General features: G+C 69.4%; 16 protein-coding genes. 10 read left to right on the forward strand and 6 right to left on the reverse strand.

Annotated elements, in window-relative coordinates; all coding sequences use genetic code 11:
* Position 1 precedes the first annotated feature (1 nt).
* From IU450_RS25110 to IU450_RS25130, 5 genes are all read left to right on the forward strand, one after another.
* Complete coding sequence (locus IU450_RS25110) at positions 2-1,036, forward strand: MCE family protein (protein WP_195152212.1); 1,035 nt, start codon at positions 2-4, stop codon at positions 1,034-1,036.
* Entirely contained in the window at positions 1,033-2,271 is a 1,239-nt protein-coding gene (locus IU450_RS25115) for an MCE family protein (protein ID WP_195152213.1), read from the forward strand. Before IU450_RS25110 ends, IU450_RS25115 begins: the two co-directional genes overlap by 4 nt.
* Before the next feature lie 2 nt (positions 2,272-2,273).
* Positions 2,274-3,410, forward strand: a complete 1,137-nt coding sequence (locus tag IU450_RS25120) for an MCE family protein (protein ID WP_195152214.1) — start codon at positions 2,274-2,276, stop codon at positions 3,408-3,410.
* A gap of 2 nt (positions 3,411-3,412) precedes the next feature.
* Positions 3,413-4,861, forward strand: coding sequence for an MCE family protein (locus tag IU450_RS25125; protein ID WP_195152430.1), 1,449 nt, complete (start codon positions 3,413-3,415; stop codon positions 4,859-4,861).
* A 157-nt stretch (positions 4,862-5,018) separates the two neighbouring features.
* Positions 5,019-5,489 (forward strand): DIP1984 family protein, encoded by a 471-nt coding sequence (locus IU450_RS25130; RefSeq protein WP_195152215.1) that lies wholly within the window; start codon positions 5,019-5,021, stop codon positions 5,487-5,489.
* Between the two features lie 224 nt (positions 5,490-5,713).
* Here IU450_RS25130 and IU450_RS25135 read toward each other — a convergent pair whose 3' ends face one another.
* Genes IU450_RS25135 through IU450_RS25155 form a run of 5 tightly spaced genes read right to left on the reverse strand, consistent with a single transcriptional unit; the run spans position 5,714 to position 10,363 of the window.
* Positions 5,714-5,947: a hypothetical protein gene (locus IU450_RS25135; protein ID WP_195152216.1), complete on the reverse strand. Its 234-nt coding sequence runs from the start codon at positions 5,945-5,947 to the stop codon at positions 5,714-5,716.
* Positions 5,947-6,630 (reverse strand): SRPBCC family protein, encoded by a 684-nt coding sequence (locus IU450_RS25140; RefSeq protein WP_195152217.1) that lies wholly within the window; start codon positions 6,628-6,630, stop codon positions 5,947-5,949. The genes IU450_RS25135 and IU450_RS25140 overlap by 1 nt, the downstream gene beginning before the upstream one ends.
* Positions 6,631-6,646: 16 nt before the next feature.
* Complete coding sequence (locus tag IU450_RS25145) at positions 6,647-7,147, reverse strand: (2Fe-2S)-binding protein (RefSeq protein WP_195152218.1); 501 nt, start codon at positions 7,145-7,147, stop codon at positions 6,647-6,649.
* Positions 7,140-8,015 carry an FAD binding domain-containing protein gene (locus tag IU450_RS25150; protein WP_195152219.1) on the reverse strand — a complete coding sequence of 292 codons (876 nt, stop codon included), beginning with the start codon at positions 8,013-8,015 and terminating at the stop codon, positions 7,140-7,142. The genes IU450_RS25145 and IU450_RS25150 overlap by 8 nt, the downstream gene beginning before the upstream one ends.
* On the reverse strand, positions 8,012-10,363 hold the full coding sequence (locus tag IU450_RS25155; RefSeq protein WP_195152220.1) for a xanthine dehydrogenase family protein molybdopterin-binding subunit: 2,352 nt from the start codon (positions 10,361-10,363) through the stop codon (positions 8,012-8,014). The genes IU450_RS25150 and IU450_RS25155 overlap by 4 nt, the downstream gene beginning before the upstream one ends.
* A 388-nt stretch (positions 10,364-10,751) precedes the next feature.
* Here IU450_RS25155 and IU450_RS25160 point away from each other — a divergent pair, with 388 nt between their 5' ends.
* A complete protein-coding gene (locus tag IU450_RS25160) occupies positions 10,752-11,840 on the forward strand; it encodes an XdhC family protein (RefSeq protein WP_195152221.1) in 1,089 nt (362 codons plus the stop codon).
* 17 nt (positions 11,841-11,857) lie between these two features.
* On the opposite strand, the gene IU450_RS25165 is transcribed toward IU450_RS25160, so the two are convergent.
* Positions 11,858-12,691: an SDR family oxidoreductase gene (locus tag IU450_RS25165; RefSeq protein WP_195152222.1), complete on the reverse strand. Its 834-nt coding sequence runs from the start codon at positions 12,689-12,691 to the stop codon at positions 11,858-11,860.
* 91 nt (positions 12,692-12,782) lie between these two features.
* On the opposite strand from IU450_RS25165, the gene IU450_RS25170 reads away from it, so the two are divergent.
* Genes IU450_RS25170 through IU450_RS25185 form a run of 4 tightly spaced genes read left to right on the forward strand, consistent with a single transcriptional unit; the run spans position 12,783 to position 16,795 of the window.
* Complete coding sequence (locus IU450_RS25170) at positions 12,783-14,360, forward strand: methylmalonyl-CoA mutase family protein (RefSeq protein ID WP_195152223.1); 1,578 nt, start codon at positions 12,783-12,785, stop codon at positions 14,358-14,360.
* Positions 14,360-14,758 carry a cobalamin B12-binding domain-containing protein gene (locus IU450_RS25175; protein WP_195152224.1) on the forward strand — a complete coding sequence of 133 codons (399 nt, stop codon included), beginning with the start codon at positions 14,360-14,362 and terminating at the stop codon, positions 14,756-14,758. The genes IU450_RS25170 and IU450_RS25175 overlap by 1 nt, the downstream gene beginning before the upstream one ends.
* Positions 14,759-14,795: 37 nt before the next feature.
* Complete coding sequence (locus tag IU450_RS25180; RefSeq protein WP_195152225.1) at positions 14,796-15,752, forward strand: TIGR03564 family F420-dependent LLM class oxidoreductase; 957 nt, start codon at positions 14,796-14,798, stop codon at positions 15,750-15,752.
* Positions 15,749-16,795 (forward strand): CaiB/BaiF CoA transferase family protein, encoded by a 1,047-nt coding sequence (locus IU450_RS25185; protein ID WP_195152226.1) that lies wholly within the window; start codon positions 15,749-15,751, stop codon positions 16,793-16,795. Before IU450_RS25180 ends, IU450_RS25185 begins: the two co-directional genes overlap by 4 nt.
* The last annotated feature ends 318 nt before the right edge of the window (positions 16,796-17,113 follow it).

Consider the following 17,113-nt stretch of genomic DNA (forward strand, 5'->3'; position numbering starts at 1 on the left):
GATGCTCGAGTACCGCGGAAGTCATCTGGCCCGGCACGGCGTCATCGGCGTCGTGCTCGCGGTCTGCGTCATCCTGGTCGGACTGCAGTCCCAGAAGTTCATCGAGTGGGCCACCACCGTGCGATACCAGGCCGTCTTCAGCGAGGCGGGCGGGCTCGCGGTCGGCGACGACGTGATCGTCTCCGGCATGAAAGTGGGCCGGGTGTCGGATGTCTCGCTGCGCGGGGGCGACGCCTGGGTGACGTTCGCGATCGAGGAGACGATCCGGCTCGGCGACGACAGCGCGGCGCAGATCAAGACCGGTTCGCTGCTGGGCAAGCGGGTACTGACCGTGGTCTCCTCCGGTGGCGGCAGGCTGCGGCCGTTCGGCGTCATCCCGCTGGAGCGGACCTCCTCGCCCTACTCGCTGACCGACGCGGTGGGCGATCTGACCACCAATGTCTCGCGGATCGACACCGATTCGCTCAACCGATCGCTGGACATGCTCTCCTCGACACTGGACCGCGTCGCGCCGCAGTTGGGACCGGCCTTCGAGGGCGTGACTCAGCTGTCGCGCTCGATCAACAGCCGCAACAGCGCGCTGCGGGACATGCTCAGGACCACCGCCGACGTCACCGAGATTCTCTCGCAACGGGGTGGGCAGCTGAATGCGCTGATCCTGAACGCGAATTCGCTGCTGGACGTATTGGCCGCGCGCCGTCAGGCGATCGTCGAGCTGCTGGCCAACACCGCCGCCGTGGCCAGGCAGCTTTCGGGCTTGGTCGCGGACAACGAAGCCGAGCTCGCGCCGACGCTGGATCGGCTGAACTCGGTGGTGGCGATGCTGGAGAAGAATCGCGACAACATCGCCGCGGCGATTCCGGGTCTGGCGAAAGTCGCGCTCACTCAGGGCGAAGCCGTGTCCGGCGGGCCGTTCTACAACGCCTACGTCGCGAATCTGATCCCCGCCCAGCTCATCCAGCCGTTCATCGATCAGGCCTTCGGCGTCCAGCCGCCCAGCCAGTTCCCCCTCCCGAGCCCGGAGCCGCCCCGATGAAGAAGAGAATCCTCGGCGCAGTCGGTGCGGTGATGGTCGTCGCGCTGGTCGTCACCGGTGCCTACCTCGGGTATCGGACAGTCTTCGGCCCGAGAACGATTCGTGCGGTCTTCGCCTCCGCCACCGCGATCTACAAGGGCGACGATGTGCGCGTGTCCGGTGTCGAAGTCGGCCGCATCACCTCCATCCGACCGCGCGGGACCAGCGCCGAGATGGTGCTGGAAATCGACCGTGACGTCCCGATTCCGGCCGATGCCAAGGCGGTGATCGTCGCCCAGAGCCTGGTCGGCGCTCGCTACGTGCAGCTGACGCCCGCCTACCGCACGCAGGGGCCGACGCTGCCCGACGGCGCGGTGATCCCCTTGGAGCGCACCGCCGTCCCGGTCGAGTGGGACGAGGTGAAGACGCAGCTCACCCGGCTGGCCACCGGGCTCGGCCCCGGCCTGGACCTGACCGGCAGTGCGACCGGCCGTTTCATCGACAGCGCGGCGAACGCCATGGCGGACAACGGCGAGAAGTTGCGGCAGACGCTGGCTCAGCTGTCCGGGATCGGGCGGGTACTGGCCGACGGCAGCGGCGACATCGTCGGCATCATCGCCGACCTGCAACACTTCGTGACGGTGCTGCGCGACAGTGACGTGCAGATCGTCGAATTCCAGAACCGGCTGGCCAGCCTGTCCAGCGTGCTCGACGACAGCAGATCGGACCTGGATGCCGCGCTGAGCGAGCTGTCCGTCGCGGTCGGGGAGGTCCAGCGGTTCGTCGTCGCCAACCGGGACGGCGCGTCCGAACAGGTGCAGCGCCTGGTGAACGTGACCCAGAATCTGGTCGATCACCGCGACGACGTCGAGGAACTGCTGCACATATTCCCGACGAGCATCGCCAACTTCTACAACATCTACAACCCGGACACCGCGACCGAAGCGGGCGTATTCGTTCTGAACAATTTCTCCGATCCCGTGCAATTCGTGTGCTCGTCCATCGCCAGCCTGGAGAAGACGACCACCGCCGAGGCAGCGCGGAAATGCCGTGACTATCTCGGGCCGGTACTGGGATTGCTGAACTTCAACTACCTTCCGTTCCCGGTCAACCCCGTGCACGGGCCGAGCGCGCGCCCGGAGAGCTTGATCTACACCGAAGACCATCTGATCCCCCAGGTGGTGGCGACCGAGGGGCCGCCGCCACCGCCCCTGCCGAGCCTCGCGGACATCCTGTTCCCCGGCGGAAGGCGTTGACAATGAGAACTTTTCCGCGACGCGGCTGTCGTCCGCTGCTCGCCGTGAGCGCCTGCTCGATCCTGACGCTCACGGGATGCGGATGGCACGGAGTGAACTCGCTGCGACTGCCCGGCGCCCCCGGGCAGGGTGCGGACGCGACCGTCGTGCAGGTGGACATGGCGAATGTCGGCACCTTGGTGGCGAATTCGCCGGTGTTCGTGGACGACGTCGTGGTCGGCAGCGTGCGCGGGATCCGGCTCGACGGCTGGCATGCGGTGGTGGAGGCGTCCATCCGCCCGGACGCCGCGGTGCCCGCGAACGTCGTCGCCACGATCGGGCAGACCAGCCTGCTCGGGTCCAGTCACCTCGCGCTGAACGTACCCGCGGGTGCCGAACCGTCCGGAAAGCTGGCCTCCGGGGCCAGAGTCCCGCTGCACAAATCCTCGACCTATCCCTCCACCGAACAGACGCTGGCGTCGCTGTCGGTGGTCGTCAACGGCGGCGGGCTCGGTCAGCTCGGCGAGATCATCGGCAATCTGAACGACGCCTTCGACGGACACCAGGGGCAGATCGGCGCGCTGCTGGTGCGCCTCGACACGATCATGGGCGTCATCGACGGTCAACGCGACGACATCATCGCCTCGATCGATGCGCTCAACCGGCTCACCGGACAGTTCGCCGCGCAGCGCGATGTGGTGACCGAAACCCTCGAGCGGCTTCCGCCCGCGCTCGACGTGCTGCTGGCACAGCGGCCGAACATCATCGCGGCCCTGGATCGGCTGCGCACCTTCAGCGACACCGCCACCGCGGTGGTCACCGACGTGCGGACGGATCTGGTGACGAATCTGCGCAACCTGGAGCCGACGCTGCGGGCGCTGGCCGACGTAGGCCCGCAGATCGATGCGGCGCTGGCCTACGCGACCGTGTTCCCCTACGGCCAGACGGTCATCGACCGCGCGGTGCAGGGCGACTACCTGAATCTGTTCGCGACGGTCGATCTCACGGTCCCGCGGCTGAAACGGGAAATGCTGCTCGGCACGCCGTGGGGCGATCCGACCGCCGTGGTACAGGCGGCAATCGGCGACCCGGGCTACGCGCAGCAGACCTCGAACCCGCTCGGGGCCGGGATCACACCGCCGACCACCGGAGGCCGCTGATGCTGCTGTCCCGTTTCGTCCGCACCCAGTTGCTGATCTTCGCGGTCCTGTCGGTGATCGGGCTGACGGCGATGGCGACGGTCTATATGCGCTTGCCCCACCTGGCCGGGGTCGGCACCATCAGCGTGTCCGTCGAACTGCCCGCCACCGGAGGGCTCTACCGCTTCGGCAATGTCACCTACCGTGGCGTCGAAATCGGCGAGGTGAGTTCGGTCGAGCTGACCGGCGACGGTGTGCGCGCCACGCTGAAGATCGACAACTCCTACGACATTCCCGCCGACCTCACAGCGGAGGTGCGCAGCGTGTCCGCGGTGGGCGAGCAGTACGTCGAGCTGCGGCCCCGCACGGACGCGCCGCCCTATCTGCGCGACGGTGCGGTGATCGCGCTGCGGCACACCACCGTTCCGCAGCCGGTCGGCCCCATGCTGGATTCGCTCAGCGATCTGGTGGGCAGCATCCCCACCGACAAGCTGCACGAATTGCTCGACGAGCTGTTCCGGGGCATGCACGGGGCCCGATACGACCTGGACTCCCTGCTGACCTCGGCGCAGACCCTCGCCGCCGACTTGAACGGAGCCGGTGGCCGGACCCGCACGCTCGTCGAAGACGCTCGGCCGCTGCTGGATTCGCAAGTGCGCTCCGCCGACGCCGTCCGGATCTGGACGCGTAGCCTCGCCGGCGTCACCGGTCAGGTCGTCGAGAACGATCCGCAGGTCCGCACGCTGTTGCACGCCGGTCCCGGCTTCACCGCCGAGGTAGCGCACCTGCTGGACTCGGTGAAACTCACGCTGCCGATCCTGCTGTCCAACCTGACGACCGTCGGGCAACTCGGCGTGACCTACAACGCCGGATTGGCGCAGATACTCGTCCTGCTGCCACCGGCGATCTCGATGATCCAAGCCGTGCAACCCAATCGGAACGCCTCCGGCCTCGGCCTCGGCGACTTCCGGTTGGGCGGCATCTCCGACCCGCCCGCGTGCACCGTCGGATTCCTGCCGCCGTCGGCTTGGCGATCGCCGGAGGAGACCGACACCATCGACACCCCGGACGGCCTGTACTGCAAACTGCCCCAGGATTCCGACATCGCCGTGCGCGGAGTACGCAATATCCCGTGCGCGAACAACCCCGCCAAGCGGGCGCCGACCGCCGCGCTGTGCAACAGCGACGAGCAGTTCCAGCCCCTCGCCACCGAACAGCCCCTGCTGGGTCCCTATCCGCGCGACCCTGGCCTGGAAGGGCAAGGCGTCCCCCCGGACTCCCGCTCGGTTCCGGGCGCGCCACCACCGGCCGCACCGGCGTCAGCACCCGGAGAGCCTGGCGCGCCCTCGATCGGCATCGCGCGATACGACCCGAGGACCGGAAACTACCTCGGCCCGGACGGCCGTCTCTACCAGCAGAGCGACCTGGCCTCCACGCCCGGTCGAGCCTGGACCGAGATGCTGCCGCACTGACCGCCACGAGGAGGTGTTCGGCCGCGGCAGACCCTGCGATCCTGCGGCGACGGCGAGCAGGAGTCGATTTCCCAGGGCGGCAGAGTAATCGGCGTGACTCACACGGCGGAATGACCGATACTCGACCTTCACGAGTCGAGGTCCGGAGGTAGGGGACTTGAAGCTGGCGGAGGCGTTGGCGTTGCGCGCGGATTCGGCGCGCCGGATCGAGCAGTTGCGTGCTCGCATTGTGAGCAACGCACGCTTTCAAGAGGGGGAGGAGCCCGCCGAGAACGCGGCCGCTCTGCTCGCCGAGGCCGGTGACGTGCTCGGTGAGTACGAGACGCTGATCCGGCGCATCAATCGCACCAACGCGGACGCGCGGATCGGTGACGACGGCACCTTGACCGACGCACTGGCCCGCCGGGATGCGTTGCGCCTGCGGCACTCCCTGGTCACCGCCGCGGCGGACGCGGCCGCGGGCAAGGGGCAGCCCGGGTACGCGCGTCAGTTGCGATCGGAGCTGAAGATGTTCTCCGCGTTGCCGGTCGCCGAACTGCGCGGGCAGGCCGATGACCTGGCCCGGGAACTGCGGGAACTCGATGTGCTCATCCAGCGCTCCAACTGGGAGGTCGAACTGCTGGACTGAGCGGGGAAGTGGAGCAGGTAGTCATCGCGGAGGCGTGCACGAACCCGATGGCCGGCGGGATATTCGGCCACTTTCTCGGCGCACGATGGGCAGTGCGAAGGGTTCGACTCCCTTCCTCACACCGCAGCCCAGCACCGCGCACAAGAGACAGTGCACAGCACACAGCACACCACCATGTGCAGATCCGTGACGGCGAGGGCGGGTAAGGGGCACTCCACTCTTCGCTAGTCCCAGAGTTCGCCACACGGCAGGTGCGGCAGGTCGGGGCGAACGTTGTCGTCGACGGTGACGACGAATCCACCGTGGGCGCCCAACTCGGCGACGACGTCCGCGATCTGCACCGCGCCCGCCTGGTAATCCACCGCGAAAGCGCCGATTTCGATGTGGATGTGGCGGTTACGCGTGATCGCGTCCCGAGAAAGACTCTCGGCGAGGACCGTCCGGGCGAGCCGGGACATCAGGGCACCGATCGCGCGGAGCGTTTGCGAAGCAGGAGGGCGAAGAGCAGGACCAGGACGCCGCCGAAAGCCAGCCCGCCGAGCCGCGTGGCGCTGCTCGCACCGGCGGCCTGAAGCAGGTCGATCGGCTCGGCCGGCTTGCGTGGCGCGGTCTGCGTGGCAGGGGCGGCCGGTGCGGCGGAATCCGGAGCCGCCGAGAGGATGCGCGGTTGCGCGTCCGGTACCGGCGCGGCCTGCGCCGACGCGGTGATCTCCGCGGCGAGATTGGTGGCGAACTGGCCGATCAGCGTGCCCGCCACGTCGGCGAGCGCGCCGCGCCCGAACTGTGCGGGCTTGCCGGTGATCGCGAGGTCGGTGTCCACGAAGACGTCCGTGGTCGCGCCGGATTCGACGAGGCGGCAGGTGATGGTGGCCTTGGCCGTTCCGTTGCCGCGGGTTTCGCGACCACGCCCCTCCAGCACGGCGATCCCGGCGGCCTCGTCCTGCGAGACGACCTTGATGACCCCGCTGTAGCTCAGCCCGACGGGGCCGAGCTTGACCTTGATCTTGCCGTGGAAGTCGTCGCCGTCCCGGGAGGTGATGGTGGCGCCGGGAACGCAGGGGGCGATGCGTTCCAGATCGAGCAGCACCTGCCAGGCCTGCGCGGCCGGGACGGGAATGGTGAAGGTGTTGTCGAGTTTCATGGAAGTCCTTCGGTGGTCACGCCTGCGGCGCGGTGGGCGTCTCGGCGTTCGCCGAGTCGGCGGCGGCGCGGACCGCCCGGACGATGCCCTGATATCCGGTGCAGCGGCACAGGTTCCCGGAGATGCCCTCGCGGATCTCGGTCTCGGTGGGGTCCGGGTTGTCGCGCAGGAAGGCGGTGGCGGACACGATGAAGCCGGGAGTGCAGAATCCGCACTGGAGCCCGTGCTCCGCGCGGAAGGCCGCCTGCACCGGCGAGAGTTCGCCGTCGGGTCCGGCGATGCCTTCGACGGTGGTCAGTTCGGCGCCGTCGGCTTGCACGGCGAACACCAGACAGGCACGCACCGCCTGCCCGTCGAGCATGATCGTGCAGGCGCCGCACACGCCGTGCTCGCACCCGAGGTGGGTGCCGGTGAGGCCGCACTTGTCGCGCAGGTAGTCGGCCAGGGTCAGCCGGGGCGGCACGCGGTCCCGGCGGAGGGCGCCGTTGATGCGCACCTCGATGTCGACGTCAGTCATTGCGGGCCTCCTCTACGGCGCGTCGCCATGCGCGCGCCACCATCGCCGCTCCGACTCGGCGCCGGTAGTCGGCGGAGCCGTGCACATCCGACGAGACCGCGTCCAATCCGGCGGTCGCGCTCCGGCCGATCTCCTCGGCCTGTGTCGCCTCGGCGGGGCGACCGATCAGCCCGGCTTCGGTCCCGGTTGCCCGCAGCGGGGTCGGCGCCAGACCGAACAAGCCGATCGCGCACCGCTCAACGCGCGAGTCCGCGTCCAGCCGGACCGCCACCGCGGCGCCCGCCATCGCGAAATCTCCACTGCGGCGGGTGAATTCCTCGATAGCGAAGCCGCACCGCCCGTGCCAGACCGGGAAGACGATCCCGGTGACCATCTCGTCCTGCTCCAGATCGGTGGTCCACATGCCGGTGAAGAACGCGGATGCCGGGATGGTGCGCCGTCCGCGTGGGGAGAGCGTCTCGATGTCGGCGTCGAGCGTCAGCGCCACGACAGGGTATTCGGCCGCGGCGTCGGCGTGCGCGATCGCGCCGCCGATCGTGCCCCGGTTGCGGATCTGGAAGTGCCCGATGAGCGGTGTGGCCCGTGCGAGCAACGGCGCACCCCGGCGGACGTCCTCGGACCGGCCGACCGCGGCGTGCGTCGTCCCGGCGCCGATCCGGACCGCATCCGGGCGGGTTTCGATGCCGCGCAGCTCGTCCACGCGCCGGAGGTCGACCAGATGCTCGAATACGGCCAGCCGCAACGCCAGCATCGGCACGAGGCTCTGCCCGCCCGCGATGATCTTGGCCTCGTCGCCCAGTTCGGCCAGGAGGGCGACGGCCTCGGCCGCGGTCGCGGGTGCGTGGTACTCGAAGGCCGCCGGTTTCATGCCGGACCCTTTCCGGCGGCGCGCGCCTCGTCCAGCAGTGCCACGATCGTGGCCGGGGAGAGGGGCAGTTTCGAGATCTCCACCCCGAACGGCGCGAGCGCGTCGATGACGGCGTTGAGAACGGCCGGGGTGGCCCCGATGGCCCCGCCCTCGCCGACGCCTTTGAAATTGCCGGGTCCCGGGCTCGGGGTCTCGATGTGCCCCAACTCGATCGTCGGCGCTTCGGTCGCCGTGGGCAGCAGATAGTCCAAGAAGGTGGTCGCCACCGGATTGCCGCTCTCGTCGTAGGCGAGATGCTCGTAGAGCGCGCCGCCGATGCCCTGCACGGTGCCGCCGTAGATCTGGCCCTCGACGACATTGGGATTGATCATCGGACCGCAGTCCTCGCTGACGATGTAGCGCAGCAACTTCACCTCCCCGGTGTCGATGTCGACCTCACAGGTGCACACGTGGGTGGCGTTGGCCCAGATCGCCAGCTGCGGGGTCTTGTACCGTCCGCTGGCCTCCAGCCCTGGCGATACCCCGGGCGGCAGCGAGTCGGCCTGGAAGTACGCGATTTCGGCGATCTCGGCCAGTGAGAGCACCTTGTCCGGCGCCCCGCGGACGGTGGCCCGGCTACGGCTGAACTCGATGTCGTCGGGACTCGCGCCCAGCCGGTGGGCGGCGATGGCCAGGATACGTTCCCGCAGAATCGATGCCGTCCGGTCGATCGCTCCCGCGGTCATCGAGCCGGACCGGCTGCCGCCGGTGCCACCGCCGAATGGCGTGATCGCGGTGTCTCCCTGGATGGTTCGCACATCGGCCAGCTCGGCCCCCAGTGCGTCCGCGGTCAGCTGGACGACCGTGGTCTCCAGGCTGTTGCCTGCCGAGCCGCCCGCGACGTAGACGTTCACCTTGCCGGACGGCTCGATGCGGATGGTGGCGCCCTCGGTGCTCAGGAACGGGCTGCCGCCGGTAGTCGGCTCCACATAGGTGCAGGTGCCTACGCCGAGGTAGCGGCCATCGGCGCGAGCTTCGCGCTGCTGCTTGCGGAAGCCCTCGTAGTCCAGCAACTCGACCGCCTGCTCGAGCGTCTCCAGCGGCGAGATGTTGTCGAAGGTCATGCCGTTCGGGTTCGCCCAGGGCAACTCGTCGCGGCGCAGCATGTTCCGCCTGCGCAGCTCGATCGGATCGATGCCGATCTGCCGGGCGGCGTGGTCGAGCAGGATTTCGCGGGCCACCGATTCGAACTGCCACGGCCCTCGGTAGGCCAGGCGGCCGACGGTGTTGGAGTACAAGAATTTAGCGGTGAAGGAGGCGTCTCTGATCCGGTACGGTCCAGGGAACAGCAACCCGACCACGACGCCGCCGGTGAGCGGCGACGGCGTCGGATAAGCGCCCACGTTCTGCACATGATCGATGGCGGCGGCGAGGATGGTGCCTTCGGCGTCGAACGCCATCCGTGCATCGGCGTGCTCGTGGCGCGACATACCCGCGGCCATCAGGTTCTCTTGGCGGTCCTCGATCCACTTCACCGCGGTGCCGAGTTTGCGGGCGGCCAGCAGGATGCAGGCGTCCTCGCGCAGCGGGACCTGCTTGAGGCCGAATCCGCCGCCGGTGTCACGGGCGATGACACGCACCTGATGCTCGTCGATGCCGAGCAGCCGGGCGCAGAATCCGCGCACCTCGTGCGGTGACTGGGTGGAACTCCAGATCGTCATCTCCGCCGTCGGCGCCGACCAGTCCGCGACGATCCCGCGGGTCTCCAGCGGGACCGGCAGATACGCCTGCTGAAAGATCGTCTGCCGCACCACATGCGCGGCCGAATCGAACAGCGGCGCCAGATCGGCGGCTGGGCGCCCGCCCATCTCGCCCGCGGAGTTCCCCGCGAATCCGGCGTGCACCAGGTTCGGCGAGTCCGCCGCGGTGACGTAGTCGACCACCGGTTCCAGCGGCTCGTAATCGATGACCACCAGTTCGGCGGCGTCTTCGGCCACGTACCGGTCGACCGCGATCACCAAGGCCACCGGGTCGCCGACGAAGCGGACCTCCTCCTCGGCCAGCGGCGGCCGGGGCACCGGCGGGAAGCCGACGATGTCGAGCGCGTAGGAGATCTCGTGCACGCCGGAATTGAGGTCCGCGGCGGTATAGACGGCGAGCACGCCGTCCAATTCCAGCGCACCGGACACATCGATCGCACCGATCGCCGCGCGGGGGAGTGGGCTGCGGACGAAGCACGCGTGGGCCATGCCGGGGCGGGTCACGTCGTCGACGAAGGTTCCCGCGCCGGTCACCAAGCGCGCGTCCTCGATCCGTGGCACCCGGGTGCCGACGACGCCGGTCGTGGTGGTGGGTTCGGTCTGGGTCATGGGTGCGCTCGCAGAGAGTGCGGGCCGGACTGGGCGTTGGGCGGCCTGGTCGATGTCATCCGGTTGATCCTCCGTTCACCTCGGGCACCCGCAGGCGCGCCCGCGGGGTCCTCGTCGCCCTCGACGCGGCCGGACCTCGTGCCCGGTGCCGCGGCCGGAGGCCGGGCGTCGGATCGGCCCGCGGGCCGGGGTGCCGGCCGCGTGCCGCTCGCGAATGCTGAGCACGTGTTTAGCATCGAGATTCGCACGCTGTCAATTCCGTCTATGTCAAAAATGAGTATGGCGCTAGTATTGGGCGAGAATAACATTCTCGCCGCTTGGTCGGGTGAAAACGCCGGGCGTCGAAGTGGGCTCCAGGCGGGGCCGACGATCGCCGAGAGGGTTCATCATGCGAGAACTCGCCGCGCATCTGTTGCGCTGGCATGCCGCGAACGCCGCATACGTGCTCGCCACTGTGGTGCGCGTGACCGGCAGCGCACCCCGGCCGGCCGGGGCGACCATGGCGGTGGACGGGTCGGGGAATGTGCGCGGCAGCCTGTCGGGCGGGTGCGTGGAGGGTGCGGTCTACGAGTTGTGCCGGGAGGTGCTCGAATCCGGCGAGCCCGTCCGCCGGACGTTCGGCTACAGCGACGCCGACGCCTTCGCCGTCGGTTTGACCTGCGGCGGAGAACTGGAGATCTTCGTGCATCGCATCACGCCCGCGGAGTATCCGGCCGTCGAGGCCGCGCTCGATCCGAGCGGTCCGATGACATTCGTTCGCGACTTGACCTCCAGTGCGGTGGTCGCGCTCGGGCCCGAGACCGCGACCGGCGCGGACTTCGATCACGCGGTGGTGCGGCAGGCGCGCGCGATGCTCGACGCCGGCGTGACCGGCGTTCGCGTCGTGGGATGCGCGGACCGGGAGCGCACGGTGTTCGTCGAGTCCTTCGCGCCCGCGCCGCGCATGCTGATCTTCGGCGCCACCGATTTCTCCACCGCGCTGTGCAGTGTCGGCCGACTGCTGGGATACCGCGTCACCGTATGCGAGGCCCGCCCGGCATTCGCCGACCACGCCCGGATGCCGGACGCCGACGAAGTGGTCCGGGAATGGCCGGACCGGTATTTGCGGCGCACCCAGGTCGACGCGCGCACGGTGATCTGCGTCTTGACCCATGATCCCAAGTTCGATATTCCGGTGCTCACCGAAGCGCTGCGCCTGCCGGTGGCCTATGTGGGCGCGATGGGGTCACGCCGGGCCGACCAGGACCGCAGGCTCCGGTTGCGCGCCGCCGGGCTCGCCGAGGAGGAAATGGGGCGGCTGCACTCGCCGATCGGCCTCGAGCTGGGCGGTCAGACGCCCGAGGAGACGGCCGTCGCGATCGGGGCCGAGATCGTCGCCGTCCGGCACGGTGGCTCCGCGCGGCCGCTGTTCACGACCGACCGGCCCATTCATCCCGGCGAAGTGCGAGTCGCGACGAGGCACGCCATCGGGATATAGCGCCGCGGAGTGTCCGCTCAGTCCAGAAACAAGTCCGGCGTGGGGTTTTCGCCGCCGCCGTACCTGGACAGATCATCGATCCCGGCGTACAACGACAACGCGTCCGCGTCGATGAAGCAGTTGCCGGTGACCTCTTTCGCGGGCCGGGTCATGATCGCGAGGGCGGCGTCGGCCATGATCCGCGGACTGCGGGCGGAGGCGAGCTGCCGCTCGCCGTCGGCCAGGTTGGCGACCGCCGAGGTGGCGATATAGGTCTGCGGCCACAGGCAGTTGAAACCGATTCCGGCGTCGCCGAATTCGGCCGCCCAGCCCTGGGACAGCAGGGTCATCCCGTACTTGGCGAGGGTGTAGGCCGGGTGGGCGCCGAGCCAGCGCGGGTTGAGGTTGACCGGCGGCGCGATGGTCAGCACGTGCGGGTTGGCCGAGTCACGCAGAAACGGCAGGCAGGCCTGGGTCAGCAAGAACATGCCACGAATGTTGATGTCCTGCATCAAATCGAACTTCTTGATCGACAGGCGTTCGGTCGGATCGGTGGCGATCGCGCTGGCGTTGTGCACGCAGACATCGATGCCGCCGAACCGCTGCACGGCGGTCTCGACCACGCGCCGCACGTCCGCTTCGTTGCGCACGTCCCCGACCACGGCGGCGGCTCGCCCGCCCGCGGCTTCCACTTCGGCGGCCGCGGTATGGACGGTGCCGGGCAGGCGGGGGTGCGGTTGGGCGGTCTTGGCCAGCAGCACCACGTTGGCGCCCGCTTCGGCGGCGGCGAGGGCGATCGCCAATCCGATGCCGCGGCTCGCTCCGGACACCACCACGGTGCGATCGGTCAGCTGTCGGTCCTGGTCGGACATCGTTCTCCTCGGTCGTCGCGCGCGGTTCGGCCGGCTCCTGCCACCTGCATGGTATTGGCATTCTCCTTTTTCGCAAGTACCGTATTCAACGATGAACAACCAAGTGCAGACCTCGTCCGGCATCCCGCTGGAGCCGAGCTACGGACCGGACGCGCGGCGCGGTGACCCACCCGCGCCGGGCTCCTACCCCTTCACCCGCGGCAACTTCGCCACCGGTTACCGGGGACGGTTGTGGACGTTCCGGCAGTACTCCGGCTTCGGTACCGCCGAGGAGTCCAACCGCCGCTATCGCTACCTGCTGGAGCAGGGCGGTACCGGGCTCTCGGTCGCGCTCGATCTGCCCACCCAGTGCGGATACGACTCCGACGACCCGGAAGTGAGCGAGGAGGTCGGCAGGGTCGGTGTCGCGGTGGACACCCTCGCCGACGCCGAGGTGCTCTTCGACGGCATCCCGCTGGACCGGATCAGCACCAGCTTCACCATCAACGGCACCGCCGCGATTCTGCTGGCCTTCTACGTGGCCGCCGCGGAGAAGAAGGGCGTGCCGCGCGCGAAACTCACCGGCACGATCCAGAACGACATCCTCAAGGAGTACGCCTCGCGCGGCACCTGGATCTGGCCGCCGGAGCCGTCGCTGCGCCTGATCGCCGACACCATCGAGTTCTGCGCGGCCGAGGTGCCGCGTTTCAACGCGATCTCGGTGGCGGGTGCGCACTTTCGCGACGCCGGTGCGAATGCCGTGCAGGAGATGGCCTTCACGCTGGCCGACGGCGTCACCTACTGCGACACCGTGATCGAACGCGGCCGGATGACGATCGATCAGTTCGCCCCGCAGATCTCGTTCTTCTTCTACACGCACGGCGACTTCTTCGAGGAGATCGCGAAATACCGGGCCGGACGCCGCCGCTGGGCCACCATCGTGCGCGAGCGGTACGGCGCGAGCACCGACAAAGCGTCGATGTTCCGTTTCGGCTGCGTGGCCGGCGGCGCCTCGCTCTACGCGCCGCAGGCGCAGAACAATCTGGTGCGCGTCGCCTACGAGGCGCTGGCCTCGGTGCTCGGCGGCGTGCAGTCGATGTTCACCGCCGCGTGGGACGAGCCGTTCGCGCTGCCCAGCGAGGAATCCGCCACGCTGGCGCTGCGCACCCAGCAGGTGCTCGCCTACGAGACCGGGGTGACCCGGGTGGCCGACCCGCTCGGCGGCTCCTACTTCGTCGAGGCGCTCACCGACGCCACCGAGGCCAAGATCGTCGAGATCATGCGCGATCTGGAGCAGCACGGCGGCATGGTGCGCTGCATCGAGGACGGTTACCTGCAGGGCCTGATCGCCGACGAGGCCTACCGGCTGCACCAGGCGGTGGAGTCGGGCGAACGCCCGGTGGTCGGGGTGAACACGTTCGTCTCCGACGAGCCCGCACCGGACATCGGCACCTACGAACTCGACGCCGACGGGCGCGAACGGCAGTTGAAGCGACTGGCGCGTGTGCGATCCGAGCGCGACGCCGCAACCGTCCGCGACAGCCTCGCAGCCCTGTCGCGCGCCGCGGAAGGAGACGAGAACCTCATGCACCGCCTCATCGATTGCGCCAACGCCTACTGCACGGTCGGCGAGATGACCGCCGCGCTGAAGTCGGTGTGGGGCGAGTTCCAGCAGCCGGTGGTCTTCTGATGCCCGCCCGCGTACTGGTCGCCAAACCCGGTCTGGACGGGCACGACCGCGGCGCCAAGATCGTCGCCCGCACGTTGCGCGACGCCGGGTTCGAGGTCATCTACACCGGGATCCGGCAGCGTGTCGAGGACATCGTCGCCATCGCGCTGCAAGAGGACGTGGCCGTCGTCGGCCTGAGCATCCTCTCCGGCGCGCACGTCGCGCTCACCACGCGGGTGGTGGATGCGCTGCGCGCCGCCGACGCGGGCGACATCGCGGTCGTCGTCGGCGGCACCATCCCGCAGGCGGACGTGCCGCGACTGCTGGAAGCCGGTGCGGCCGCGGTGTTTCCGACGAGCACTCCGCTGGAGACGCTCGTCACCGAGATCCGCGCGTTGACCGAGCACCCGGCCTCATGACCGGCCGCGGGCCGAATCGACACAGCTTGGAGGAATCGTGCGCGTCGGAGTGATGATCGGGCCGGAGAAAGGGGACTCCGGGCGCAAGCTCGAACGGATGCTGCGCGACATCGAGTGGGCCGAGTCCGCGGGAATGGACACGGCGTGGATCCCGCAGATCCCCACCGATTTCGACGCGCTGATCACGATCGCCGCGATGGGGCTGCGCACCTCGCGGATCGAGTTGGGCACCGCGGTCGTGCCCCTGCAAGCACAGCATCCGATCGCTATGGCGCGGCAAGCACTCTCGGCGCACGCCGCGGCCGGGGGCAGGCTGGCGCTGGGGGTCGGGCCGTCGCATCACTGGATCGTGCGGGACATGCTCGGCCTGCCCTACGACAAACCGGCCGCCTACACCCGCGACTATCTCGAGGTGCTGAACGCGGGACTGCGCGGACCGGGTTCGGTGGACGTGGAAAACGAGACGTTCACCGTGCACAATCCGCTCGATCTCGGACCGGTGGCCCCGGTGCCGGTGCTGATTGCCGCCCTGGGACCGGTGATGCTGCGCATCGCGGGCGAGCAGGCCGACGGCACCGTGCTCTGGATGGCCGACGAGCGCGCGATCGCCGACCACGTCGTGCCGAAGATCGCCAAAGCGGCGGCCGATGCGGGCCGGGCCGCTCCGCGGGTGGTCGCCGGGCTGCCGGTGTGCCTGTGCGAGCCCGGCCGAGTGGACGAGGCGCGCGAGCGGGCCAATCGCATCCTGGGCGAGGCGGAGATCTCGCCGAACTATCAACGATTGCTGGACCAGGGCGACGCCCGTGACATCGGCGATCTGTGCTTGGCAGGCGACGAGGCGCAGATCGCGGCCGGGCTGCGCCGCTACGCGGAGGCGGGTGCCACGGACATCTCGGTGCGCCTGCTGCCGATCGGGGAGACCCGCGACGAACTGGTGGCGTCCAAGCGCCGCACCCGGGAGATGATCGCCGAACTGGCCGAGGAGTTGCGGTGAGCCCTACGGGCTCCGGGCCGCTGGCCGGGATCCGGATCCTGGAGGTCGGCACCATGCTGGCCGGTCCCTACGCCACGATGATGCTCGCCGACCTGGGCGCGGAGGTCACCAAACTGGAACCGGCGGGCGGCGACATCTCCCGTCGGGTGAGCGACAGCTACTTCGCGAGCCTGAACCGCGGCAAACGCAGTGTCCGCGTCGAGTTGGGCAGCGAGCACGGCCGGGCGCGGCTCGGCGAACTCGTCGCCGGGTCGCACGCGCTGCTGGTGAACCTCAAACCCTCGGCGATCCGGCGGCTCGGTCTCACCTACGACGGGCTGCGCCGGTGGAACGAGAAGATCGTGTGCGTCGCGATCACCGGCTACGGCCTGTACGGCGGGGACGATCCGGCCTTCGACTACGTGATCCAGGCGGCGGCCGGGATCGCCGCTCTCACCGGTGATCCGGCGGGCCCGCCGACGCTGCCGGGATACTCCTCGGCGGACAATTCGACCGGTCTGACGGCCGCGCTCGGACTGCTGGCCCAGATCGTGTCCGGTCGCGGCGGCCAGATCGACGTGTCGCTGTACGAGGTCATGCTCTCGCAACTGAACTACCACGCGGCCGCCTACCTCAACGAGGGCAAGCGGCCGCAGCGCCGCCCGTTCGGGGCGCACTCGTATTACGTTCCCGCGCAGATCTTCCCGACCGCCGACGGTTATCTCGCGCTGTTCGTGACCCACGACGGCTTCTGGAAGACCTTCGCCGCGGAGGCCGGCGTCGACGGATTCGAGCTGATGGCCGACCGGGTCGCCCGTCGCGTGGAGGTACTGGCCGCGGTGACCGCCGCCCTCGCGGCCGACACCGCGACCGGATGGGAAGCGCGGCTGCGCCCGCTCGGAATTCCCGCCGCCGCGGTCCGTGACCTGCCGGAGGCGCTGGAGGCAAGCCCGGAGGCCGTGGTGACGGCGGGGGAGTTCCGGCTCGTCGGCAGCCCGATCCGGATCGCGGGCTATGAGCCGCAGTACGCGCCGCCGCCTCGGCTGGGCCAGCACGGGGGCTGACAGCGCGACACCGGATTCGGTGGGGGAGGCCGGCACCAGCATCGACACCCCCCGCGCCCCGCGGTCGCCCGCGGCCCGGCCGTTATTTTCCCCGTCGCAGGTGTCGTCCGGGCGCGCGTGCCGAACGTGTAGACCGATCGTGGACGTGTGGACTCGACCGCGAATCATGCTGTGACGCTGCGTAAATCGCTCACTGTGCGCCGCATGCGCGGGCCGATTCGACGCGGCGCGCTCGTCCCACGCCGAGGGCGCAGTCGGGTGTCGGGACAGCCCAGCCGCGATGTCGGGGCAGCGCAGTCGGCTGTCGGGCAGCGCAGT

This window comes from Nocardia abscessus (genome assembly GCF_015477775.1).
Lineage (GTDB): Bacteria > Actinomycetota > Actinomycetes > Mycobacteriales > Mycobacteriaceae > Nocardia > Nocardia abscessus_A.